Here is a 22,077-nt window from a genome sequence, read left to right as displayed (position 1 = left end):
CTGGCCGAAAGGACCCTGTACTCCGTGACTCCGCAGGTCGATACCGTGAGCGCCGCCGCAGCCGCAGATGCTGTGGCGCAGCCGTACAAGGAGCTGGGACTCAAAGACGACGAGTACGCCAGGATCAAGGAGATCCTCGGCCGCAGGCCGACCGACGCCGAGTTGGCGATGTATTCGGTGATGTGGAGCGAGCACTGCTCCTACAAGTCGTCGAAGGTGCATCTGCGGTACTTCGGCGAGACCACCACCGACGAGATGCGCGCGTCGATGCTGGCCGGCATCGGCGAGAACGCGGGTGTGGTCGACATCGGCGACGGCTGGGCGGTGACCTTCAAGGTGGAAAGCCACAATCACCCGTCCTACGTGGAGCCGTACCAGGGTGCGGCCACCGGTGTCGGTGGCATCGTGCGCGACATCATGGCGATGGGCGCGCGCCCGGTGGCGGTGATGGATCAGCTGCGCTTCGGTGCGGCGGACGCGGCTGATACCCGACGCGTGGTCGACGGCGTGGTGCGCGGTGTCGGCGGGTACGGCAATTCGCTCGGCCTGCCGAATGTCGGTGGCGAGACGGTCTTCGATGCCTCTTACCAGGGCAACCCCTTGGTGAACGCGCTGTGCGCCGGGGTGATGCGTACCGAGGATCTGCATCTTGCCTTCGCCTCCGGCGCGGGTAACAAGATCATCTTGTTCGGCGCGCGCACCGGGCTCGACGGTATCGGCGGCGTATCGGTGCTCGCCTCGGACTCGTTCGCCGGTGACGCGGAGTCCGACGACGCCGAGGGCGGTTCCGGGCACCAGCGCAGCCGCAAGAAGCTGCCGAGCGTGCAGGTGGGCGACCCGTTCACCGAGAAGGTGCTCATCGAGTGCTGTCTCGAGCTGTATGCCGCCAAGCTGGTGGTCGGCATCCAAGACCTCGGTGGCGCTGGATTGTCATGCGCCACTTCCGAACTCGCCGCTGCCGGAGACGGTGGCATGCACATCGAGCTGGATCGTGTGCCGTTGCGCGCCACCGGAATGACGCCCGCCGAGGTGCTTTCCAGCGAGTCGCAGGAGCGGATGTGCGCGGTCGTCACCCCGGACAACGTCGAGGCGTTCCTCGAGGTCTGCCGCAAATGGGACGTGCTGGCCACGGTGATCGGCGAGGTCACCGACGGTGAGCGCCTCGTGGTCACCTGGCACGGTGAGACCGTGGTCGACGTGCCGCCGCGCACCGTCGCCCACGAAGGACCGGTCTATGAGCGGCCCGTGCGGCGTCCCGCCGATCAGGACGCACTGATCGCCGCGACCCCCGACGAGTTGCCGCGACCCAAGACCGCCGACGAACTGCGCGAGACGCTGCTGCGGATGATCGCGAGCCCGCAGCTGTGCAGCCGCGGCTGGATCACCGAACAGTACGACCGCTACGTGCGCGGCAACACCGTGCTCGCCGAGCACGCCGACGCCGGTGTCGTGCGCGTCGACGAGCGGACCGGCCGCGGTATCGCGCTGGCCACCGATGCCTCGGGGCGCTACACCAAGCTCGACCCGTACACGGGTGCGCAACTGGCGCTGGCCGAGGCCTACCGCAATGTCGCCACCACGGGTGCGACGCCGAAGGCGGTCACCAACTGTCTGAACTTCGGCTCGCCGGAGGATCCCGGCGTGATGTGGCAGTTCCAGCAGGCGGTCCGGGGACTCGCCGACGGCTGTGTGGCGCTCGGCATTCCGGTGACCGGCGGCAACGTGAGCTTCTACAACCAGACCGGCAAGACCGCGATCCTGCCGACCCCGGTGGTCGGCGTGCTCGGCGTGCTCGACGATGTGCATCGCCGTATCCCCAGCGGCCTGGGTCTCGAACCGGGCGAGACGCTGATCCTGCTCGGCGATACCCGCGACGAATTCGGTGGATCCATCTGGTCGCAGGTGGTCCACGATCACCTCGGCGGTGTGCCACCGACGGTGGATTTCGCGCGCGAGCAACTGCTCGCCGAGGTGCTCACCGCTGGCTCGCGCGACGGCATGATCAGTGCCGCGCACGACCTTTCGGAGGGCGGCCTCGCCCAAACCGTCGTGGAGGCCGCGCTGGCCGGTGAAACCGGCTGCCGCATCCTGCTTCCCGAGGACAGCGACCCGTTCGTCACGTTGTTCTCCGAATCCGCCGGCCGCGTGCTGGTTGCGGTGCCGCGCTCGGAGGAGACCAGGTTCACCAAGATGTGCACCGCGCGCGGATTGCCGTGGGTGCGGATCGGTGTTGTCGACCAGGGCGCCGACTCGGTCGAGGTGCAAGGCCAATTCTCGGTGCCGTTGACCGAATTGCGTGCGGCGCACGAAGGCACGCTGCCCGCCCTGTTCGGCGCGATCGCGCGATAGTTCCTGCTCGCGCTCGTCCGAAAGTGCATGGCAGCGCGCCTGTCCGGGCGGGTCATGACCCCTCCTGCATGACCCGCCACGACCGGTGTGGCTCAGGCGGGCCTGCGCGCGGTGTCGTGCTCGGCGCATGGCCCGTCCGGCCACGCTCGGTCGCGTGCCTTCATCACCGGTGTGGTGCGAACGTCGCGATGTCGTACGGCCGATGGCCGACAGCAGCTTCCGACGCCCGCCCCGAGGGAGCTGACGCCGAACGCGGTCGCCGCGACGGCGGCGAAGCCCGAGACCATGCTCGGTGGTGCGTTGGGTGTTGTGCTCATAGGCAGAAAGTCTTGTCGCTCACAGTGCGTGGGGACCGCGTACAACTACTCGAGCGGCATGGGTAGTTGCCGGTCGTCGTAAATGCCGCTGCGCGTGGGTAATCCGCACTCGGCGGTGGATCGAGGCGCGGCGTAAGGCTGACGGCTCCGCTTTTCGCAGCGCGCTCGGCTGCGCCGCGCGGTGCACCGATCGCCGCGCACGAGCGCACTCGGCGCCATACTGGTCGGATGAAGATCGTTACGGACGCGTCGAGGCCGTGGGTGGCCCGGCCGCGGGTGCGTCGTTCGCCGGTGGGTGGCTGAGGCGCGCATGTCCACGATGGTGGTGACCCCGACGAGAATGACGCGGCTGCGCACGCGCGGTGTCGCCGTCGTGCACAGGGCCGAAGCCATCATCGATCTCAACTACGTCGGGCTGGTCATCGCGACGATCTTCTTCGCGCTGTCGGTGACGCCGTCGCTGCTGCCGCGCGACTGGCTGTTCCAGGGCTTGATCAGCGGCATCAACGCCGCGCTCGGCTACGGGGTCGGCTGCGTCCTGGAATGGTTGTTTCGCCTGTGGATCCGCCCCTGGCTGCGCAAAAAACTGCCCGTCCCCTCCCCGCCGACCTGGGTGCGGTACGCGGTGAAATCGGCGATCCTGTTCACCGCGGGGGTGAGCGCGGGGCTGATGCTGGTGCAATCGGCGCGCTGGCAGCGCGAAATCACCGCGCTGATGGGCATGACCGGCACCACGACACCCGCCTACCTGCGTACCGGATTGCTGAGCGTCGCCGTCGCCGCCGCCGTGGTTGCGGTCTACCGCACCGTGCGCGAGCTCATCTTGTTCCTGGCCAGGCTGCTCAATCAGTGGGTTCGGGTGCCGCGTGAATTGGCGCCCGCCGCAGGCTGTCTCGTTCTGGTCGTGCTCGCGGTGACCACTTTCAACGGTGTCGCCTCCCGTGCGTTCTTCGCGGTGGCGAACTCGGCGTTCAGTGTGCGCAACGATCGCACCTCGCCCGAGGCGCTACAGCCGATATCGCCCGAACGATCCGGCAGCCCCGCGTCGCTGGCGAAGTGGGACACCCTCGGTTTCGAGGGCCGGTGGTTCGTCTCGCACGGGCCGAGTGCGAGCCGGATTCAGGAGGTCACCGGCGAGCCCGCTCGCGAACCGATCCGGGCCTACGTCGGTCTCGAATCGGGTGCGTCGGAGCGGAAACCAGCCGAACTCGCCGCGGCGGAACTGGAACGTACCGGTGCGTTCGACCGCAAGGTGTTGGTGGTGGCCACGACCACTGGCACGGGATGGGTGAATTCGATGGCCGCCGACGCGATCGAGTACATGTACGGCGGTGATACCGCGATCCTTGCCTCGCAGTATTCCTATCTGCCCAGTGTGCTCTCATTTCTCGCCGACCGAGGCAAGGCGTTGACCGCGGGCAAGGAGATGTTCGACGCGGTCTACCAGCATTGGATCGCCCGCCCGGCGCAGTCGCGCCCCAAGCTGCTGGTGTACGGCGAGAGCTTGGGCTCGGAGGGTTCGGAGGCGGCTTTCGACGGCCTCGCCGACCTGCGTTCGAAAGTCGACGGTGCGTTGTGGGTGGGGCCGCCGAACTCCAATCGACTGTGGAATCAGTTCATTTCGCGGCGCGATCCGGGTTCCCCCGAGATCGCCCCGGTATACGCCGACGGACTGGTTGTTCGTTTCGCCGCCGACCGTGCCGCGCTGGCGCGCCCCTCGACCGAATGGCGAGCACCGCGCATCGCCTACCTCCAGCACGCCTCGGACCCGATCATCTGGTGGTCACCCGATCTCATCTTCTCGCAACCGGATTGGCTATCGGAACCGCGCGGTGCCGACGTATCGACCCAGATGCGCTGGTGGCCGTTCGTGACCTTCTGGCAGGTTGCCGCCGACCTCACCAACGCGCAGGCGGTTACCGATGGACATGGACACCGTTACGGCAGCCTGGTGCTCGACGGGTGGGTGGCGATCGCGGCACCTCGGGACTGGAACGCCGAGCGCGCCGAGCGGGTGCGTGCGGCGATCGAAGTCGCCGAGGACCTCGAGCGGGACGTGAAGTGAGCGAGCGAGCGAAAGCGCTGGTGGCCTTCGGGGTTCCGGTGGTGTGGAGCAATGCCGTCCTGCCGCGTCTCGGCCTCGGCCTGCGCGGGCGAACGCTCGCGAGTGTGTGTTTCGCGTGCGGGTACGCGCTGATTTTTCGCGGCGCACCGAATTGGTTGTCGACCAGGGGGTTACGCGTTGGGCTCGGTGCGGCCACGGTGGTGGCGGCGGGATACGGTGGCGCCCTCGCCGTGGCGCCGGTGCGCGGCAAGATCGCGACGATCACCGATCGCTCGGCCGAGGTGAGCACGGTGGAGTGGGTGGCCGTGCACATTCCGATCGGCACCGTTCACGGCGAGGAACTGATCTTCCGTGGCACGCTGAATCCGCTGCTGGACAGGGCATTCGGTACCCGGATCGGTGCCGTCTTCGGTGCGTTCGCCTTCGGTCTGTGGCACATACATCCCGCGCGTGTGGCTGGCGACAGTGTGCTCGGCACCGTACTCGCCACCACGGCCGCCGGACTGGTATTCGGCTGGCTCCGCCGTCGTGGCGACAGCGTGACCGCGCCCGCGGCGGCGCACTTCACCCTCAATACGGGCGGTGCGGTGGCGCCGGTGCTCGCTCGTCGGCTATCGACCACGCGCTGACACCGGGTGCTTTGGAACTCGCCGAGTCGTGCCTGGCCTTTGCTCGGCTCCGCTCGGGTCGATGAAGCTCGTGTTCAGTAACGGATGTACGGCACCGAACGGCCACTGATACCGGGTTCTTCGGGAAATCGCGAGCCGTGCCTGACTTTTGCTCGGCTCCGCTCGTGTCGATGAAGCTCGTGTTCAGTAGCCGATGTACAGCACCGAATGGGCACTGCCTGAACGGACCCGACGGCTCGGTACCTCGTGCTCAGCAGGCAACGACCCGCGACGGCAACGTCTCGCAACTCGGCGGACTGCCTCGTCAGGCGAAGCGCGGGTAGCGGGGTCTACAGCTGCGCCGCACACACCACGAATCGGCGTTGTTGGTAGACGATCCCGCGGTCATTGGCTGTGCCGCAGTCGTAGATATTCGTGGTGTCGCGCCGAATCTCCACGATCCGAACGCCATTGCTGATGCCCTGGGTGCCACAGTCGACGCGTTGCGGGTTGCCGGGGGTGAGTTCCATACAGCTGCCGATCACCCAGTCGATGTCCAGGCACAGTGCGGCATGGTCGGCGCCGCGCAGGGTGCCGTCGAAGGTGTGGTCGACGTCGCTGGGACATTGACTGTCGGCGGGAGCCTTGTCGACCACCTTGTAGGTGGAACTCGAACTGCCGCAGGTGGTCTTGTCGATGGTGGCACCGCCGCCGGCGAGGCTCACGCAGTCACCGACGTTCATTTGCACCGCCGTCGCGTCCTTGTTCACCCCACCCTGAATCGCGGAGGTTTCCGGTGGTGGCGGTGGCGGCAGTTCCGGGGTGGTCGACAGGGTGATGACGGAAGTGGTTGGCGCACCATTGGAGTCATCGGAGTCGGTGGTCTCCGGGGTGGTGGTCGTGGTGTCAGTGACCTTGGCCTGGTTGTCGGTCGTCTCGGAATCCGACATCGTGATCGCCAACCCGGCGACGATGACGGCTGCGAGCGCGGCGATACCGATGAACCCTGCCAAGGTGACACCTGCACGAACGCGTTGGCGCGACACGGACAGCCTCCCGAGCTGTAACGCTTCGGTCCCCCGGCGACGAGATCGAAGTTGGAACTGATAGTGAAAGTCACGCCATGCTTACCCTATGTGGCGCATGTGCGTCGAATCCTTGCGCGCCAAAACATTCCGGTCCATACGGTGTTTCCGCAGGTCTGCTCCCGTGCGCCGGCTGACATCACAATCGGGCAACAGACTGCTGCGCTCGTGTACGAATTTCCACATCTGGAAAAATCGCCAATGCGCTGTACAGTCACGCCGTCCGGCCGCGTCAAGTCGGATGACCCGTGAGAAGGAATCGAGTAATGAGAATCGGCAAGATTGCCGCCACCACTCTCATGGCTGTCGCTGCTGTGGGAATCGCTGCGGGCACTGTGAATGCACAGCCGACCCAGCACGCAGAACCGACGCAGCAAGCAGCCAAGGAAGTTTCGGCGTCCGGCGTTGAGCAAGGCGTCAGCTACCACACCGTACTTTCCGATCGGCCGGTCGCGGACGATCAAGCCGAAGGAGCCGAGGCCGAGGTTTCGCAGGCTCCGACAACGACGGCGGCACCTGAGGTCACCGACCCAGAGATCGTGCAGAGCGCCAAGGTCATCAGCACCTCGGTCGACGGCGGCCGATTCGAGTTGGCCGAGGACCGCAGCAAGGTCACGCTGCGCTCGGACGCGGGTGATTTCGTCGCCGAGGTGCCGCTCACCTTTCAGGTCTCCGGTCGTAATCTCGCTGTCGCGCAACAGATCAGCGACGACGGCAAGAGTCTCGCGCTCACCCCGACCATGAACGCCAAGGACGTCGGCGAGATGCAGCCCATCAACTCGATGGACCGGCTGATGGTCGAGCTCAACAAGAACGTCGTCGGCATTGTCGCCGGTGGTCTGATCGGTGGCCTGATCGGCACCATCATCGGTGTCGGCTTCTTCAGCATCATCACCGGTCCGATCGGCCTCGTTGTCGGTGCGATCGCTGGTGGTCTGGCTATGGGCGGGCAACCGTTCATCGACGCCGTCACCGCGGTGCTCACCGGTCAGCCGTGACCGCGCGACTCAGCGGTTCTCGAGTCGCCGAGTAACGCTTTCCACAGGCAGGGCCTGTCCACGGTCCACTTGCTTTACGTCCTCGAGGGGCGGGCACACCACAGCGCGCCCGCCCCTCGAGGCATGTTTTTACCCGTTCTCGGTGGGTCGGCCGGTGAACTATGCGACCAATGTCACAGCTCGGTGACCTGCTCGCGCGGCGCCAAGCCCTCGGTGACCCGCAGGCGCTGGGCAAGATCGGCGAGGTATTGCTGGCTCTCGATCGACAGCCCGCTCGCGGCACGCGCCAGTCGGCGTAGTGCGTCGTCGCTGAGCTGCTCTACCAGTCCTTCGTCGCTGTCGGTGCCCACGGTCGGGATCCGGGTGAAATAGTCGTTGTCCACCGGTCTGTTCTCCTCACACATCACGTCAGTGGTGCGTCGTCGCGCACGCATCGGATGTATGCAGGACACCGGGTAGCCCACAGACGGCACGGTGATGTGCGCCACCGGCGGATCAACGTGTGGCACAAGGGATTCCGGATGATCTTGATCGCGCGTTCGCCCGCACGTCAGGAGCGGCTCGCCGCGGTCGATACCGCCGGCGCAGCCGGGTGGTCACCCGAGGAAAATCAGTGCTCTTTAGGCCCCGAGCCGGGTTCTCCGTCGCGGTTCTGGTGGGAGTCGCCGTTCTGGTGGGAAAGGCCCCAGAGGAACTCCGGGTCGTCGTCCGGGCCGAGTACGCGGCGGTCGCGCTTACGCAGCGGTGAACGGGAAGGTTCTCGCGTTCCGCCCACTCGCTGCGGACCGAACGCTTTCCAGCACAGCACCGCGATCGCCACGATCGCGATGAGTGCCAACAGGTATGTCACGTCGCTCACCTCCTGGCCACGAGGGTAGTCGTGGTAGCGGCTCCCGCACACCGTGGCGACGGAATCGGCGCAGGGCCGAGACGTTATGTGGTGTGTCGGGGACGTGACAGTGGGTTGGTGCTACGAATCCCGCAGCACCAACCGGCGGTCCTCAGTGCGCGGTCGCCTCTGTGGTCAGCGACTGGAGCAATTGGAGTACCTCGGACTCCCGAAACCGGCGATGACCGCCAGGTGTGCGCAGCGAACCGAGACGCCCGGCATGCGCCCACCGGGTGACAGTCTTCGGATCGACGTGGAACAGGGCAGCAACCTGACCCGGGGTCAGCAGGGTGTCCTGGCCGCCGACGGTGATCGCAGTCATAGCAAACCTCTCCGTTCTCGACAGTTCCCTCATCAGATGGCGTCATCGTCGCACCCGAACCCCTAGGTACTCGAACCACCTACAGTTGGTAAAGGGGAGGTAATAGACAAATCGGATGTGAAACCCGGCCTCGCGCGGCCGTCGAACCCAGGGCCGACTTCAGCGTCGCATAGGCTGAACGCCGTGAGTGACGCACCCGCACCGGAAGGTGCTACCGGCCAGCGAACCCAAGGCGCCGGTCGGCGACTTGCCCGCGATCTGGGCATTTACACCCTCGCCAGAATCGGCCTGGTGATCGTGATCGCCGCGGTGATCATGCTGCTCGCCCACCTGGTATCGGTGCGGATTCCGCTCGTGGTCGCGGCACTGTTCGCGCTGCTGATCGCCATGCCGTTGTCGATGACGTTGTTCAAGCGCATGCGCACGCGAGTCAACGAGGACATCGCGGTGGTCGACGAGCGTCGCCGCAGGGACAAGGCGCAATTGCGTGCACGGCTGCGCGGTGCCGACGGGCGCGGCGCGGACTCCGCGCATCCCGCACCGGCCGCGGACGCCGCACCCGGTGACCCGGCTGCCGAGGACGCCGCGACGGGCGAACGGAAATCCGATCCGCCCTCGCCCGAAGAAGGCCGCGGCGAGGCCCGATGAAATCCTGTGACCGCAGTACCCCGAGAGAGTGGGTCGACAACGCGGTTCGCCTGATCGACGCCGACACCCAACGCAGTGCCGACACCCACCTGCTGCGCTACCCTCTGCCGCCGGAATGGAATGTGCGGCTGTATCTGAAAGACGAATCCACCCACATCACCGGCAGTCTCAAGCATCGACTCGCGCGCTCGCTGTTCCTGTACGCGATCTGCAACGGGTGGATCACCGAAGGGACAACTGTGGTGGAGGCGTCCTCGGGGTCGACCGCCGTGAGTGAGGCGTATTTCGCGAAACTCCTCGGCCTGGATTTCGTCGCGGTGATGCCTGCGAGCACCTCGCCGCAGAAAATCGCGCTGATCGAAAGACAAGGTGGCCGTTGTCATTTCGTGGAACGCGCGCCCGATATGTATAGCGAGGCCGCGCGGCTGGCCGCCGAATGCGACGGGCACTATCTCGACCAGTTCACGAATGCCGAGCGCGCCACCGACTGGCGCGGAAACAACAATATCGCCGAATCCATCTTCGAACAGCTGACTTTGGAGTCGCACCCGGTGCCGGAATGGATCGTCGTCGGCGCGGGTACCGGTGGAACCAGCGCCACCATCGGCCGCTATATCCGTTACCGCAGACATCCTACGAAACTCGCCGTCGTCGACCCGGAGAACTCCGCGTTCTACGGCGGTTACGAGACCGGACTCGCCGACTACAGCACCGGAATGCCCTCGCGCATCGAGGGAATCGGCCGACCGAGGGTGGAGCCGTCCTTCGTTCCGCACGTCGTCGACCGCATGATGGTGGTGCCCGATGCCGCCTCGATCGCTACCGCCCGGCATGCCAGCGACCAACTCGGGCGCCGAGTCGGCGGCTCCACCGGGACCAACCTGTGGGGCGCGTTCTCGCTCGTCGCCGACATGCTCGCCGAAGGGCGGGCCGGGAGCGTGGTGACATTGCTGTGTGACGGCGGGGATCGTTACGCGGGCACGTATTTCGACGACGACTGGGTTCGGTCGCGCGGGTTCGAGTTGGGGGAGCCGGGCGCGGTGTTGGCGGAGTTCGTGCGGACCGGGGAGTGGCGCGGGTAGCGGAGGGCACGTATCGCCCGCCGAACTGTGCGCGCCCAACGTCGCTACCGAACGGCTGTTCGGCGACGACGACCGTGCCGAGGACCTGCGCGTTCGAGTGCATGCGTTGCCCGATCGTGCCGTGTGCGCATCGGGTCGCGCGCCCGGTCGCATCCCATATTCCCGGTTTGGGTCAGCGCGCAACGGTCGAGCATGCTTAGCATTGGCGAATGCAGCATCTGATTCGGTTGATCATTACCGCGGTCTCCATCTGGGTGGCCACGGTTCTCGTCACCAACCTGGAGATCGTCAGCCCCGCGGACAAGGGCAACGGCGCCAAGATCATCGTCCTCATCGCCGTCGCGATCGTGTTCACCTTGGTGAACGCGGTGGTGAAGCCGATTGTGAAACTGCTGTCGCTACCGCTGGTGATCGTGACGCTCGGGCTGTTCCTGCTGGTGATCAACGCGCTGATGTTGTGGCTGACCGCCTGGATCACCGAGTTCACCGATTACGGTCTTCGTGTCGGCAGCGTGTGGGCCGCGGTGATCGGCGGCATCATCGTCGGCGTCGTCAACTGGGTGCTGGGCATCCTGGTGCCGGACAACGACTGAGGTGGGCATATCGGAGGGATGACACCGAGAACTGCTCCGCGGAAGCCGGACCGAGAAACTCGGTTGCGCGCCACGGGGGCGGTTGACCGCGGTGATCGTCGACGTTGTCGACGGCGTGCGCGGTAGCTGTCGTCCGACAGGGACTGACGCGGGCACAATGAGCGAAGGGGCGACACCACGGTGTCGCCCCTTCGCCGGTCTACGCGCCGATATCGCGCGGTTCCGCGCTCAGGTGAGCCCGACCGCGAGTCCGGTCGCCGCGGCCCAGACCAGCAGGGCAAGACCCGAATCCCGCAGGGCGACGATCAAATCCAGGCCGTGCTTACCCGTGCGTACGGGTGCGTTGGCGCGAATGGCCAACGGCAGGGCCAACAGGCCGACCAGCGCGAACGGTGTCCGCGCGATGAGGACAAGGGTGACGACGAACGGCGCCGCGAGCAGCACGAGATGCAGGGTGCGGGTGCGGGTGTCGCCGAGTTTCACCGCGAGGGTGACCTTCCCGGATGCGGTGTCGGTGGGGATGTCGCGCAGGTTGTTGGCCACCAGCACCGCGCTGGAGAACGCGCCCACCGAAACCGCGAGCAGCGCACCCACCCAGTCGATCCGCTCGGCCTGCACGAACTGGGTGCCGAGCACCGCGATGAGGCCGAAGAACACGAACACCGCGATCTCGCCGAATCCGTTGTAGCCGTAGGGCTTCTTGCCGCCGGTGTAGAACCACGCGCCGGCAAGGCACACCGCGCCGATCAGGATCAACCACCACGCCGTGAGCGCCGCGAGCACCAGCCCGATCACCGCCGCGAGCACCAGGCTGGCGACCGCGGCGTTGCGCACCGCCGCCGCCGAGGCCAAACGCTGGCCGACCAGCCGGATCGGGCCGACCCGCTCGTCGTCGGTGCCGCGCACGCCGTCGGAGTAGTCGTTGGCGAAATTGACGCCGATGATCAGCGCCAGCGAAACAAGCAGCGCCAGAATCGCTTTCCACCACACGGCGCCGTCGAGGGAAGCGGCGGCGCCGGTGCCTGCCAGCACGGGAGCGATCGCGTTGGGCAGAGTTCGAGGGCGCGTGCCTTCGATCCATTGCGCAGCAGTAGCCATGTGCGCAGCCTAAACCGCGCCGAGCGGGTTGTCGGCCGCCGACCGGTTCGGCGGCCGTACCGGTACCGGTTTCCGGTATGCGACCCAGCTCCGGTCGCGAGTCCTCAGCGGTCTGGCGCGCACTCAGCGGGCCGCGACGAGGCCGTCGGCGTTCCGGTGGAAAGACTCCCGCGCCCGGGAAGCGGAGAGAAGGGGAGATGCCCAAGCGTGCCGACGCGTAGCGGCCCGTGCCCGAGTCCGAGTGTTGATGGGTCCCGGTGCCGCGGCGCGGGGGTGCGGCGGCCCGAGTCCCAGTGTTGATGGGCCACGAGTTTCGGTGTGGAGTCTCGAAGCGCGCTGGCAGGAGAGGCCGCCTCGGGTTTCGGCATCGCGGCGCCCAGCGTTGCGGCTCGGTCTTTCCCCAAGGGCCAGGCGAGGCGAGGCGGGGCAGGTCGGAAATAAATGGTGTCGGCTCGTCGGTCGCGCTCGCCTACGATGAGGGCGGGATGATCGCCGACCACAACGGCCATAACGGCCACAATCCAGTGCTGACGGCCCCAGCAGGCTCGGTCCTCGTCGGGCTGCTGGGGGAAATCGCGCTACGCCGCGACGGTGCGCTCAGCGCGCTTCCCGGCGCCCGCGCGCGGTTGCTGCTCGCCGCCCTCGCACTGGCTCCGGGGCGCAGCCGCAGCGCGCAGACGCTGATCGATGACGTGTGGGCGCAGCAGCCGCCACGCGCCCCGATGAACGCGCTGCACACCCAGGTCTCCCGACTGCGCTCCGCACTGCCGGAGGGCGCGCTCGAGATCGGACCGGCGGGCTACCGGCTGACCCTGCCCGTCGAGCAGGTCGATCTCACCGCGGTGACCGTACTCACCCACCGCGCACGCGAACGTCGAGCGCTCGGCGACCTGGCGGGGTGCCTGGAACTGATCGAGCGGGCACGCGCACTATGGCGCGGCGAACCCGGCGCCGACCTGCCCTCCGGTGTGATCGCCGACGAACTCCGCGGCGCGGCCGAGACAAGATCCGCCGAGCTGGACGTGCTCGAACTGGCGGTCCGCGAAGTCAGTGGTGATCTCGGCGCGGCTCTGCCCCTGGCACACCGGCGCGCCGAGGCCGACCCGTTGAACGAACCCGCACAACAGACACTGATGCGGTTGCTCGCCACGGCGGGGCGGCCCAACGAAGCACTGGAATCGTTCGCGACGTTCCGCGCCAGGCTCGCCGACCAACTCGGCGCGGACCCCGGCCGAGCGCTGATCGATTTGAACACCGCGATTCTGCGCGGAGAACCCTTGCGCGCCAACGGTGTCGCGGCCGTACCCGGTTCGGGCGCGACGCCGGTCGAACGGGACAGCAGCAGCACCTCCGCCGAGGCGAGCGCTGCCACGCAGCCCGCGGCGCAATCCGCCGCGGTGTCGAACGTCAGGATCGGACTGCGCTCCGAGCCCAACGCGTTGCTCGGACGCGGCGCGGACCTGGACAGGATCGAGGAATTGCTGCGCACCGCCCGCGTGGTCACCGTGCTCGGGCCCGGCGGGGTCGGAAAGACACGCGTCGCGCACGCCGCCGGTGCGCGGGCCCGACGCCTACCGGTGGTGCTGGTAGAGCTGGCCTCGGTGCGTGGCGGCGGCCGAGGCGGCGACGCCAGGGCCGGAGTCGAAGGTGCCCTCGGCGCCGCACTCGGTGTCAGCGAGGTGCCATTCGATTCGCAGGCATTGCGCACGGGGCAGAGCGTGGACTTTCGGCAGCGGCTGCGCGACGCGTTGTCGGCGCGCTCGATGCTGTTGATCCTGGACAACTGTGAACATCTGATCGACGAGGTGGCGGTGGTCGTCGCCGACGCCATCGCCGCGGCCGATCGGCTGACCGTCCTCACCACCAGTCGCAGCCCGCTGATGATCACCGCGGAGACGGTGTACCCGTTGGCGCCTTTGGGTATCGAGGAAGGCGGATCACCGGCCACCGAACTGTTCGATGCGCGCGCCAGAGCCGTGCGTCCCGGCGTGCGGCTGGATCCCGGCATCGTCGCCGAGCTGTGCCGGACCCTCGACGGGCTGCCCCTGGCGATCGAGTTGGCCGCCGCGCGGGTGCGCACGATGAGTGTCGAGGAGATCAATCGCCGCCTCGGCGACCGGTTCTCGCTGCTGCGCCACGGTGACCGCAGCTCGCCCGAGCGACACCGCACCCTGCACGCGGTGATCGACTGGAGCTGGGACCTCCTCGAACCCGCGCAGCAGCTCGCCCTGTGCCGACTGTGCCGTTTCCCGGCCGGATTCACCCTGGCGGCCGCCGAGATCGTCGCCGAAGGTCCGCGGATAGTCGATGTGGCCGCCGCGGTCGACGGCCTGGTGAACCAATCGCTGTTGACCATGTTCGACGACGAAATTCTCGGGACGCGCTACCGCATGCTGGAGACCGTCCGGGAGTACGGCGAAGAGAAGCTCGACGCCGACCGCATCGAATCCGAGGCCGTCGACGACCGAATGCTGTTGTGGGCCAAGGGTTTCTGTACGGAAGTCGCGGAACGGCACAGCACCGACGATCAGATGCGGCTGGTGCTGGCGATCGGCGAGGAAGTCGACAACCTGATCGCGGCCCTGCGCTGTGCGCTGGACCGCGAGGACGCCGTGGCCGCCTACACCGTGTTTCCCGTGCTCGGCGCGCTGTGGGTGATGCGCGGCTCGCATACCGAGGTGATCACCTGGGCCACCAGAGTTGTCGCGTTGGAGCTCACCGAGCCGGAACTACGCCGCACCGTGCCCGACCTGGTTGTGCTCGGCTGTGTGGTGGCGTGTCTGCACCTGATGTACCTGGGCGGCATCGCCAATCTCCGCGCGATCGCGGCGATGCGTGTGCGCCTACGTCGATTGCTCGCCGTGCGTGGCGATCTCAGCGAATCGGCGCTGCTGGTCGCGCGAATCCTGCTCTCCAGGGTGGACGGCACGGGGGTGGCGCGGCTGCTCGCGAACGGCGCGCACTCCGGCGACCCGGAAACTCGTTCCAGCGCGCTGCTGATGCGGGCGAACATTCGGGAGAACACCGGCGATGTGTACGGCTCCACCCACGACGCGGACCTCGTGCTCGGCATCGTCGGTACCGGCAAAGTGTGGAGCGTGGCCATGGTCCGCAGGCACCTCGGGATGGTGCGCAGTCAGGTGGCCGATTACCCGGGAGCCGTAGCGCACTACCGATTCGCGCTCGACAAGTTGCATGCGCTCGGCGCCTACGAGGACACCGTGGAGACGCGGTGCTCCTTGGTGGCGGCGTTGATCGGTTGCGGTGCGCTCGCCGAGGCGCGTCGGGAGATGGCGATCGTCACGGGATCTGTCGACCCGGTCGGTGACGATCCAGGTAGTCAATACAACGAATTGCTGTCCGCGATCGAGCACACCGCCGCCGAGTTGGTGCTCGCCGAAGGCGCGGTGGAGCAGGGCTTGCTCGGGCACCGCAGGGCGCTGGAACTGTCCGGGTGGCCCGGCACCGAGCTGGCGCGTCCCGATCCCGGCCGTCGAATGACCGCCGCGTCCACCGTGGATGCCTACGTGCTGTACGGACGAGCGGGTGAGGTCGCCCAACTGGTGACCGAGTTGATCGCGGAATCGGTCGTGGAATTCGGCAAGTACCAGGACATTCCGCAGATAGGCGCGGTCGCGTGCGCGGTGGGCAGCTATCTGATCGCCTCCGGCGCCGATCCGACGACGGGGGTGGAACTGCTCGCTCTCGCACCGAAGGCCGTTGCCCGCCAGGACTTTCCCTCGACGCAGTGGGATCGGCACCGGGAGCTGGCCGCGACAGCACTGGGTGCGGACCGAATGGCGGCGGCGCTCGCGGGCTCGGCTCGGATGCGCCGCCGCCACGGTGTGGATCGAATCATGGCGATCCTGCGTGCGTTGAACAATCCGGCCACCACAGCGTGACAGCCGGGCGGGAAGTGTTCCCACCCGGCTGACGGACCGGTTCTGGTTGGCGCGCAACCACTTCGGCTCACGCCCTGCGCATGTACGCCTTGACGGTCAGTGGCGCGAAGATCGCGACAACCACCACGGCGCCGATCAACGAGTAGGCGAGGTCGCTGCCGTACCCCGCTCCGTTCATCAGTGCGCGGCACGCATTCACCATGTAGTACACCGGGTTGGCGTGATTGATCGCCTGCATCCAGCCCGGCATGGTGCTCACCAGCGCGAACGCGCCGGACATGAAGGTGAGCGGGAACATGATCATCATCGAGATGCCCTGCACGCCCGCCGCGCTCTTGCCGGTCACGCCGACCAGCGCCCAGATCCAGCTCACCGCGAACGAACACACCACAACGACCAGGCTGGCCACCAGAACGCCGAGGAAGCCGCCTTCGGGCCGGTAACCGATGCACAGGCCGACGATGATGGTGAGCACAGTCGCGATGACGTAACGCACCATGTCGGCGAGCAGCGCGCCAGCCAGGGCCGAGATGCGGGCGATCGGAAGGGATTTGAATCGATCGAAGACACCCTTGTCCATGTCCTCGCGCAGTTGGGTGCCGGTCGCGACCGAGGTGATGATCACCGTCTGTACCAGGATTCCCGGGATCAGGATCGGCAGATAGTCCTGCACGCTGCCGCCGATGGCGCCACCGAAGATGAAGGCGAACATCGCGGTGAACAGGATCGGCTGGACGGTCACATCGAACAATTGCTCAGGATTGTGCTTGAGCTTCAGCAGACCGCGGTAGGCCATGCTGAGCGAGTTCGCCACGGTCTGGGTGAGCGGAATTCGGTTGCTGGCCTCGGGAATCGGGGCCACCGCCGCATGCTTGGGTATCGACTGCTCGGCAGCCGTCGCGGTAATGGTGCTCATGCCGCGCTCCGTTCGGTGTCGTTGTCGGTGTCGGCCGGGTGGCCGGTGATGGTGAGGAAGACCTCGTCGAGGCTCGGTTTGCTGACGGTGATCTCCTCGATCGCGATCCGGCGCTCGCGCAGGCGAATCAACAGGTCGGCGGTGGCGTCGGCGTCGGGCAATGGCGCGGTGATCTGGTTGGTCGCCCGCGACACCTGGATCTCGGCGCCGAGGAAGTCGCCGACCACGCTGCGCGCCTGGTCGAGCAGATCACCGTCGACCACGGTCAGATGCACCGACGAGCCACCGACCGAGGCTTTGAGCTGGTCGGCGGTGCCCTCGGCGATCACCTTGCCGTGGTCGATCACCGCGATGCGGTCGGCGAGTTGATCGGCCTCGTCCAGGTACTGCGTGGTGAGCAGCACCGTGGTGCCCTCGCTGACCAGGCGCCGGATGGTGTCCCACATCTGGGCGCGGGTGCGTGGGTCGAGACCGGTGGTCGGCTCGTCGAGAAACAGCAACGGGGGTGTCGCGATCAGGCTGGCCGCCAGGTCGAGGCGCCGGCGCATGCCGCCGGAGAAATTCCGCAGCGGCTTGTCCGCGGCCTCGGCGAGGTCGAATTCGGCCAGCAGGTCGGCGGTTTTGCGGCGGGCCTCGCCGCGACCGAGCCCGAGCAAGCGGGAGAACAGGATCAGGTTCTCGGTGGCGCTGAGATCCTCGTCGACCGAGGCGTATTGCCCGGTGACGCCGATCAGCGAGCGCACGGCCGTCGGCTCGGCGACCACGTCGTGACCGAAGATCCTGCCGCTGCCGCCATCGGGGCGAAGCAGGGTGGCCAGCATGCGGATGGTGGTGGTCTTCCCCGCGCCGTTGGGTCCGAGCACGCCGTATACCGAGCCACGCGGAACCGCGAGGCTCACCCCGTCGACCGCGCGCTGTTCCCCGAACACCTTGACCAGGTCGGTCGCCTCGACGGCGAGCGATGAAGTGGGTGCGAAAGTTGTCATGCGACAAGACTGCGGCCCGCCTCTTGCATCCGGCTTGCGCGCCGATGTCTCGGCCGCTTGCGCGGGCTGTCATCGTGGTACTGAGGATCGTCGTCGTGCCCGCCGCGGTGCGCCCGAAGCGATGGCGGCCTAATCCCTCCGCGCACGTCGCATCGACCTTCCGGCGATGAAGGAACTACGAAAAGTGATCCAGGGCGGCGCCTCGTTGGCGCCAGCGTGCATGGTGGTCGCGGGCACCGTTCTCGGAGCATGGCCCGCTGCCGCGTCGTGGAGCGACAGCGCCTGTCTGTTTACCGACCGAGACGGGGCGGGGCGAGAGGGTGATCCGTGGATGCGGTCCACGTACTGCCGGCGACCATGAAGGACGCGGTCGGTTCGGTGAAGCAGGGCAACATGATCTCGTTATTTCCCACCGCGCAGATTCAGCTGGCGCCCGGCGCGTGGACCGCATGGAATGTGATGGCGGAGGTCAACGACACCGCTGACGAAGTGATCGTGTGCTGGCCAGTTACCGTGCTAGCCAGTGGAATCCGGCGTTGGTCAGTGCGTCGATTCGGTGGCGAAGTGTTCGCGGACCTTGATGCGATCCGGCTTGCCGGGGCCACGCAGCGGAATCTCTTCCACCAGTACCAATTCCCTCGGTGCGGCGAACTGGTCGAGTTCGGCCGTGACGTGGACGCGCAGTTGCTCCAGCGTCGGTGTCGCGCCGGGGGTGGGGACCACCACGACGGCAACGCGTTGTCCGAGCCGCTCGTCGGGTAGGCCGACGACCACGGCCTCGGCGATCGAGGGGTGATCGACGAGCACGGCCTCCACGACCTGCGGGCGCACGAGCAGACCGCCGCTGAGAATCGCGTCGTCGAGGCGGCCCTCGATGCGCAGCACACCGTCGGCGAAGACGCCGGCGTCCTCGGTGCGAAACCAGCCGGGCTCGGCGAACGCGGGATGTTCGGGTATGCCGCGATATCCGGAGGCGATGGTCGGGCCGCCGAGTAGCACCCTGCCGTCCTCGATGCGCACGGTCGTACCGTCCAGTGGCACCCCGTCGTAGACGCAGCCGCCGCAGGTCTCGCTCATTCCGTAGGTGCGAACGATGGTGATACCGGCCGCTTTTGCCTGCGCGGACACCGAGGCTGGCGTGGCGGCGCCGCCGATGAGCACACCGTCGAGGTCGGCGAGCGCGGCCGTGGCGGTCGGCGATCGCAACGACTTGACGAGCTGGGTCGGCACCAGCGAGGTGTAGCGCCGTTCGCCGCGCATACCACCGATCACCTCGGCCAATGCCTCGGGTAGGAAGCCGTCGGAGACATCGAGCACCGAGGGTTCGGTCTCCGCGAGAATGCTGCGCAACAGCACCTGAACACCCGCCACGTGGTGGGTGGGCAGCGCCAACAACCAGGTGCCCGGCCCGCCGAGCCGATCGTGGGTGGCGTTGCCACTGGCACGCAGCGCGGCGGCGCTCAACATCGCGCCCTTCGGCACGCCCGTGCTGCCCGAGGTGGTCATTACCAGCGCCACCTCGTCGTCGATGGTCTCGCCGGGTGACAACGCCTGGCTCAGGCGCTGCTGCTCACGTCGGTCGCTGACCGGCATCGGCAGCCACGCGGGGCCGTCACCGTCCAGGGCGGCGCGCAGGTGCGGCAGCGCCTCGCAGGTGCTCGACCCGGTCGGCATCGGCAGTAACCGCAACGTTTTGCTCATGACCTGACCCAACCCCTCGACACTCCTGGTCGCACTCCGCGGACCGGTGTCGGGTCAACGGTCACGCGACCGTCCCGACGCACGACAGTGCTCGTGTCACCGCCGCCCCGCCACCCGGGGGAGGGGTCGGCCTCGCGGGGCCGACCGCGCTGGTGGTGGTCGAGGGGACGGAAGCAGGTGGGTACGCCGGGCATCGAGACTGCGATTCACTCGTTCGGAAAGGCACGCTACCCCGCCCGATCAGCGCTGACCGGGCGGGTGCGTCCTCGAACGTCATAGTTGTCGCCGAGGCTTGCTTCGGCAAATCGAAGCAAGCGTCACGAAGCATCGCCTGGCGCGGACCTAGTCCTGTGGCCTGCGCCCATCCCGGCGGATCGGGTGCTCGGGTGGGATCTCGACCAGGACGATCGGTACGCCGTCGGGGTCGTGAATCCACATCTCGTGCAATCCCCACGGCTCCTGTACGGGCGCACGGTCGATCGCGACGCCCGCAAGGGTGAGTTCGGCCGCGGCGTCGCCGATATCGCGCACCTGAAGCCAGAGCGCACCGTCGAACGAGCGTGACCCGTCCGACCCGCCGTGCGCGGCCACCTCCACGAGGGACTGTCCGGCGAAAAATACGGTGCCGCCCGGATATTCGCGTGCGATCGCGAGCCCGAGCAGGTCGCGGTAAAACGCCAGCGTGGTGCGGTAATCTCCGGGGCGCAGGATGATTCGGCTGCTGAGGATATCCATCAGAAGTGCCAATCCGTCAGAAGTGCCATGGGGTCAGGCATGCCACGCGGTCAGAAGTGCCATGGGTAGGGCGACCAGTCGGGCGCGCGCTTCTCCAGGAACGCGTCCCTGCCCTCGACCGCCTCGTCGGTGAGATACGCCAACCTGGTCGCCTCGCCGGCGAACAATTGCTGGCCGACCAGGCCGTCGTCGGTGAGGTTGAACGCGTACTTCAACATGCGTTGCGCCTGCGGCGATTTGCCGTTGATCTTCGCGGTCCATTCCAGTGCGACGTTCTCCAACTCGTCGTGATCGACGACCCGGTTCACCGCACCCATGTGGTGCATCTGCTCGGCGGTGTATGCCTCGCCGAGGAAGAAGATCTCGCGGGCGAACTTCTGGCCGACCATCTTCGCCAGGTAGGCGCTGCCGTAGCCGCCGTCGAAGCTGCCGACGTCGGCGTCGGTCTGTTTGAACCTGGCGTGCTCCCGACTGGCCAATGTGAGATCGCACACCACGTGCAGGCTGTGTCCGCCACCGGCGGCCCACCCGTTCACCAACGCGAGCACCACCTTCGGCATCATCCTGATCAGTCGCTGCACCTCGAGAATGTGCAGCCGACCTGCTCGGCCCTGGTCGACGGTGTCGGCGCTCTCGCCGTCGGCGTACTGGTAGCCGCTGCGGCCCCTGATGCGTTGGTCGCCGCCCGAGCAGAACGCCCAGCCGCCGTCCTTGGGGCTCGGCCCGTTGCCGGTGAGCAGCACCGCGCCGACGTCGGAGCTCATCCTGGCGTGATCCAGCACGCGATACAGCTCGTCGACGGTGTGCGGTCGAAATGCGTTGCGCACCTCGGGGCGGTCGAAAGCGACTCGCACGGTGCCCTGCTCGATGTGTCGGTGGTAGGTGATGTCGGTCAGATTCTCGAACCCTGGAACGGGTCGCCACAGCGTCGGGGTGAACGTCACACCGGTGATTATCACGTGCAGGTGCTCGGCGCCGTGTGGGTGTTCGGTCATCGGCAATTCCCATTGTCCGGTTTGACGGTGTAAAACCACGCGATACCGTGCAGGGATGAGCGAGCAAGTGGAGCCGATGATCGACCTGAGCGCGGTGGACGAATCCCGCTACGAGGAGCACGGTGGTTTTCCGAAGATCAAACCCGCAGAGGCGGGTCCGAACTTCGCTCCGTTCGTCGAGGCCATGCGGACGCTGCAAGACCTCGCCGTCAGCGCGGACGCACCGGAAGACGTCTTCGGTGACGCGCTGACCAAGGCGCGCGAACTCATCGACATTCTCGAGCCCTACCGCGCGCCGGAACTGCACGGCCCGGCCGGGCGGGTCCCCGAATTGCCAGGGCGTGGCAGCCTTTTGATGTTGCCGTGGCAGGTCGTCGAGGCCGGACCGAACGGCATTCGGATGACCGGCGAATTCCGCCGATACCACCTCGGTGGCAACGGCGCCGCGCACGGCGGTGTGCTCCCGCTGCTGTTCGACGACCTGTTCGGGATGATCGTGCATTACGCGGGTCGACCGATCAGCCGCACTGCCTATCTGCATGTGAACTACCGCAAGATCACGCCGTTGGAGACGCCGCTGCGGGTGCGCGGGCGAGTCGATCGAATCGAGGGTCGCAAAACGTTTGTCACGGCGGAACTGCTCGATGAGCAGGAAAATCTGCTCGCCGACTGCGAAGGATTGATGGTGCAGTTGCTGCCGTGGCAGCCGTAGTCGGGTGAGAGCTGTGATAACTCGGACATCGGTGCGTATAGTTGCCCTCGCTCGTTCATCGAACTCGATCCGAAGG

The 22,077-nt window shown here is 67.0% G+C and carries 20 protein-coding genes; 9 read left to right on the top strand and 11 right to left on the bottom strand.

Annotation, left to right across the window (positions count from 1 at the left end; all coding sequences use genetic code 11):
* The first annotated feature begins 24 nt into the window (after positions 1-24).
* The gene (purL, locus tag ABEA50_RS03580) at positions 25-2,349 is read left to right on the top strand and encodes a phosphoribosylformylglycinamidine synthase subunit PurL (protein ID WP_345493548.1); all 2,325 of its coding nucleotides are present in this window, start codon (positions 25-27) and stop codon (positions 2,347-2,349) included.
* A gap of 92 nt (positions 2,350-2,441) precedes the next feature.
* On the opposite strand, the gene ABEA50_RS03575 is transcribed toward purL, so the two are convergent.
* A complete protein-coding gene (locus ABEA50_RS03575; RefSeq protein WP_345493547.1) occupies positions 2,442-2,666 on the bottom strand; it encodes a hypothetical protein in 225 nt (74 codons plus the stop codon).
* Between the two features lie 310 nt (positions 2,667-2,976).
* Between ABEA50_RS03575 and ABEA50_RS03570 the strand changes: the two genes are divergently transcribed.
* Positions 2,977-4,731 carry an alpha/beta hydrolase gene (locus tag ABEA50_RS03570; protein ID WP_425577519.1) on the top strand — a complete coding sequence of 585 codons (1,755 nt, stop codon included), beginning with the start codon at positions 2,977-2,979 and terminating at the stop codon, positions 4,729-4,731.
* Positions 4,728-5,360: a CPBP family intramembrane glutamic endopeptidase gene (locus ABEA50_RS03565; protein WP_345493546.1), complete on the top strand. Its 633-nt coding sequence runs from the start codon at positions 4,728-4,730 to the stop codon at positions 5,358-5,360. The genes ABEA50_RS03570 and ABEA50_RS03565 overlap by 4 nt, the downstream gene beginning before the upstream one ends.
* Positions 5,361-5,689: 329 nt before the next feature.
* On the opposite strand, the gene lppU is transcribed toward ABEA50_RS03565, so the two are convergent.
* Positions 5,690-6,352, bottom strand: a complete 663-nt coding sequence (lppU, locus tag ABEA50_RS03560) for an LppU family putative lipoprotein (RefSeq protein ID WP_345493545.1) — start codon at positions 6,350-6,352, stop codon at positions 5,690-5,692.
* A 338-nt stretch (positions 6,353-6,690) separates the two neighbouring features.
* Between lppU and ABEA50_RS03555 the strand changes: the two genes are divergently transcribed.
* Positions 6,691-7,422, top strand: coding sequence for a hypothetical protein (locus ABEA50_RS03555; protein WP_345493544.1), 732 nt, complete (start codon positions 6,691-6,693; stop codon positions 7,420-7,422).
* A 173-nt stretch (positions 7,423-7,595) separates the two neighbouring features.
* Here the strand turns inward: ABEA50_RS03555 and ABEA50_RS03550 are convergent, their stop codons facing one another.
* From ABEA50_RS03550 to ABEA50_RS03540, 3 genes are all read right to left on the bottom strand, one after another.
* On the bottom strand, positions 7,596-7,805 hold the full coding sequence (locus tag ABEA50_RS03550) for a hypothetical protein (protein WP_345493543.1): 210 nt from the start codon (positions 7,803-7,805) through the stop codon (positions 7,596-7,598).
* Between the two features lie 227 nt (positions 7,806-8,032).
* A complete protein-coding gene (locus ABEA50_RS03545; RefSeq protein ID WP_345493541.1) occupies positions 8,033-8,272 on the bottom strand; it encodes a hypothetical protein in 240 nt (79 codons plus the stop codon).
* Positions 8,273-8,423: 151 nt separating this feature from the next.
* The gene (locus tag ABEA50_RS03540) at positions 8,424-8,633 is read right to left on the bottom strand and encodes a BldC family transcriptional regulator (protein ID WP_327110406.1); all 210 of its coding nucleotides are present in this window, start codon (positions 8,631-8,633) and stop codon (positions 8,424-8,426) included.
* Positions 8,634-8,816: 183 nt separating this feature from the next.
* Between ABEA50_RS03540 and ABEA50_RS03535 the strand changes: the two genes are divergently transcribed.
* The 3 genes from ABEA50_RS03535 (at position 8,817) to ABEA50_RS03525 (ending at position 10,956) form a co-directional block, all read left to right on the top strand.
* The gene (locus tag ABEA50_RS03535) at positions 8,817-9,281 is read left to right on the top strand and encodes a DUF4229 domain-containing protein (protein WP_425577518.1); all 465 of its coding nucleotides are present in this window, start codon (positions 8,817-8,819) and stop codon (positions 9,279-9,281) included.
* Positions 9,278-10,363: an L-cysteine desulfhydrase Cds1 gene (gene cds1 / locus ABEA50_RS03530; protein WP_345493539.1), complete on the top strand. Its 1,086-nt coding sequence runs from the start codon at positions 9,278-9,280 to the stop codon at positions 10,361-10,363. Before ABEA50_RS03535 ends, cds1 begins: the two co-directional genes overlap by 4 nt.
* A 209-nt stretch (positions 10,364-10,572) precedes the next feature.
* Positions 10,573-10,956, top strand: coding sequence for a phage holin family protein (locus ABEA50_RS03525; protein WP_345493538.1), 384 nt, complete (start codon positions 10,573-10,575; stop codon positions 10,954-10,956).
* 228 nt (positions 10,957-11,184) lie between these two features.
* Here ABEA50_RS03525 and ABEA50_RS03520 read toward each other — a convergent pair whose 3' ends face one another.
* Positions 11,185-12,054 carry a 1,4-dihydroxy-2-naphthoate polyprenyltransferase gene (locus tag ABEA50_RS03520; protein ID WP_345493537.1) on the bottom strand — a complete coding sequence of 290 codons (870 nt, stop codon included), beginning with the start codon at positions 12,052-12,054 and terminating at the stop codon, positions 11,185-11,187.
* A 485-nt stretch (positions 12,055-12,539) separates the two neighbouring features.
* Between ABEA50_RS03520 and ABEA50_RS03515 the strand changes: the two genes are divergently transcribed.
* Entirely contained in the window at positions 12,540-15,956 is a 3,417-nt protein-coding gene (locus ABEA50_RS03515; RefSeq protein WP_345493536.1) for an AfsR/SARP family transcriptional regulator, read from the top strand.
* Between the two features lie 67 nt (positions 15,957-16,023).
* Here the strand turns inward: ABEA50_RS03515 and ABEA50_RS03510 are convergent, their stop codons facing one another.
* The 5 genes from ABEA50_RS03510 to ABEA50_RS03490 form a co-directional block, all read right to left on the bottom strand.
* Complete coding sequence (locus tag ABEA50_RS03510) at positions 16,024-16,872, bottom strand: ABC transporter permease (RefSeq protein ID WP_345493535.1); 849 nt, start codon at positions 16,870-16,872, stop codon at positions 16,024-16,026.
* Positions 16,869-17,858: an ATP-binding cassette domain-containing protein gene (locus ABEA50_RS03505; RefSeq protein ID WP_345493534.1), complete on the bottom strand. Its 990-nt coding sequence runs from the start codon at positions 17,856-17,858 to the stop codon at positions 16,869-16,871. Before ABEA50_RS03505 ends, ABEA50_RS03510 begins: the two co-directional genes overlap by 4 nt.
* 540 nt (positions 17,859-18,398) lie before the next feature.
* Positions 18,399-19,559 carry an o-succinylbenzoate--CoA ligase gene (menE, locus tag ABEA50_RS03500; RefSeq protein ID WP_345493533.1) on the bottom strand — a complete coding sequence of 387 codons (1,161 nt, stop codon included), beginning with the start codon at positions 19,557-19,559 and terminating at the stop codon, positions 18,399-18,401.
* Positions 19,560-19,901: 342 nt separating this feature from the next.
* Positions 19,902-20,294, bottom strand: coding sequence for a VOC family protein (locus tag ABEA50_RS03495; RefSeq protein ID WP_345493532.1), 393 nt, complete (start codon positions 20,292-20,294; stop codon positions 19,902-19,904).
* Positions 20,295-20,344: 50 nt separating this feature from the next.
* Positions 20,345-21,289, bottom strand: a complete 945-nt coding sequence (locus tag ABEA50_RS03490; RefSeq protein WP_345493531.1) for a 1,4-dihydroxy-2-naphthoyl-CoA synthase — start codon at positions 21,287-21,289, stop codon at positions 20,345-20,347.
* 55 nt (positions 21,290-21,344) lie between these two features.
* Here ABEA50_RS03490 and ABEA50_RS03485 point away from each other — a divergent pair, with 55 nt between their 5' ends.
* Complete coding sequence (locus tag ABEA50_RS03485) at positions 21,345-22,001, top strand: PaaI family thioesterase (RefSeq protein WP_425577517.1); 657 nt, start codon at positions 21,345-21,347, stop codon at positions 21,999-22,001.
* Positions 22,002-22,077 lie beyond the last annotated feature (76 nt).

The organism is Nocardia callitridis, from assembly GCF_039543305.1.
GTDB lineage: Bacteria > Actinomycetota > Actinomycetes > Mycobacteriales > Mycobacteriaceae > Nocardia > Nocardia callitridis.
Note: the sequence above shows the minus strand (reverse complement) of the source record. Positions and strands in the feature narration are given on the sequence as shown.

Excerpts from the sequence above, each read along its gene's own strand:
- ABEA50_RS03540 (WP_327110406.1), bottom strand. The coding sequence starts at position 8,633 with ATGACTGCGATCACCGTCGGCGGCCAGGACACCCTGCTGACCCCGGGT.
- ABEA50_RS03510 (WP_345493535.1), bottom strand. The coding sequence starts at position 16,872 with ATGAGCACCATTACCGCGACGGCTGCCGAGCAGTCGATACCCAAGCAT.
- ABEA50_RS03485 (WP_425577517.1), top strand. The coding sequence starts at position 21,345 with ATGAGCGAGCAAGTGGAGCCGATGATCGACCTGAGCGCGGTGGACGAA.
- ABEA50_RS03490 (WP_345493531.1), bottom strand. The coding sequence starts at position 21,289 with ATGACCGAACACCCACACGGCGCCGAGCACCTGCACGTGATAATCACC.
- ABEA50_RS03555 (WP_345493544.1), top strand. The coding sequence starts at position 6,691 with ATGAGAATCGGCAAGATTGCCGCCACCACTCTCATGGCTGTCGCTGCT.
- ABEA50_RS03570 (WP_425577519.1), top strand. The coding sequence starts at position 2,977 with ATGTCCACGATGGTGGTGACCCCGACGAGAATGACGCGGCTGCGCACG.
- menE (WP_345493533.1), bottom strand. The coding sequence starts at position 19,559 with ATGAGCAAAACGTTGCGGTTACTGCCGATGCCGACCGGGTCGAGCACC.
- ABEA50_RS03525 (WP_345493538.1), top strand. The coding sequence starts at position 10,573 with ATGCAGCATCTGATTCGGTTGATCATTACCGCGGTCTCCATCTGGGTG.
- ABEA50_RS03515 (WP_345493536.1), top strand. The coding sequence starts at position 12,540 with ATGATCGCCGACCACAACGGCCATAACGGCCACAATCCAGTGCTGACG.
- ABEA50_RS03505 (WP_345493534.1), bottom strand. The coding sequence starts at position 17,858 with ATGACAACTTTCGCACCCACTTCATCGCTCGCCGTCGAGGCGACCGAC.
- cds1 (WP_345493539.1), top strand. The coding sequence starts at position 9,278 with ATGAAATCCTGTGACCGCAGTACCCCGAGAGAGTGGGTCGACAACGCG.
- ABEA50_RS03575 (WP_345493547.1), bottom strand. The coding sequence starts at position 2,666 with ATGAGCACAACACCCAACGCACCACCGAGCATGGTCTCGGGCTTCGCC.
- ABEA50_RS03495 (WP_345493532.1), bottom strand. The coding sequence starts at position 20,294 with ATGGATATCCTCAGCAGCCGAATCATCCTGCGCCCCGGAGATTACCGC.
- ABEA50_RS03520 (WP_345493537.1), bottom strand. The coding sequence starts at position 12,054 with ATGGCTACTGCTGCGCAATGGATCGAAGGCACGCGCCCTCGAACTCTG.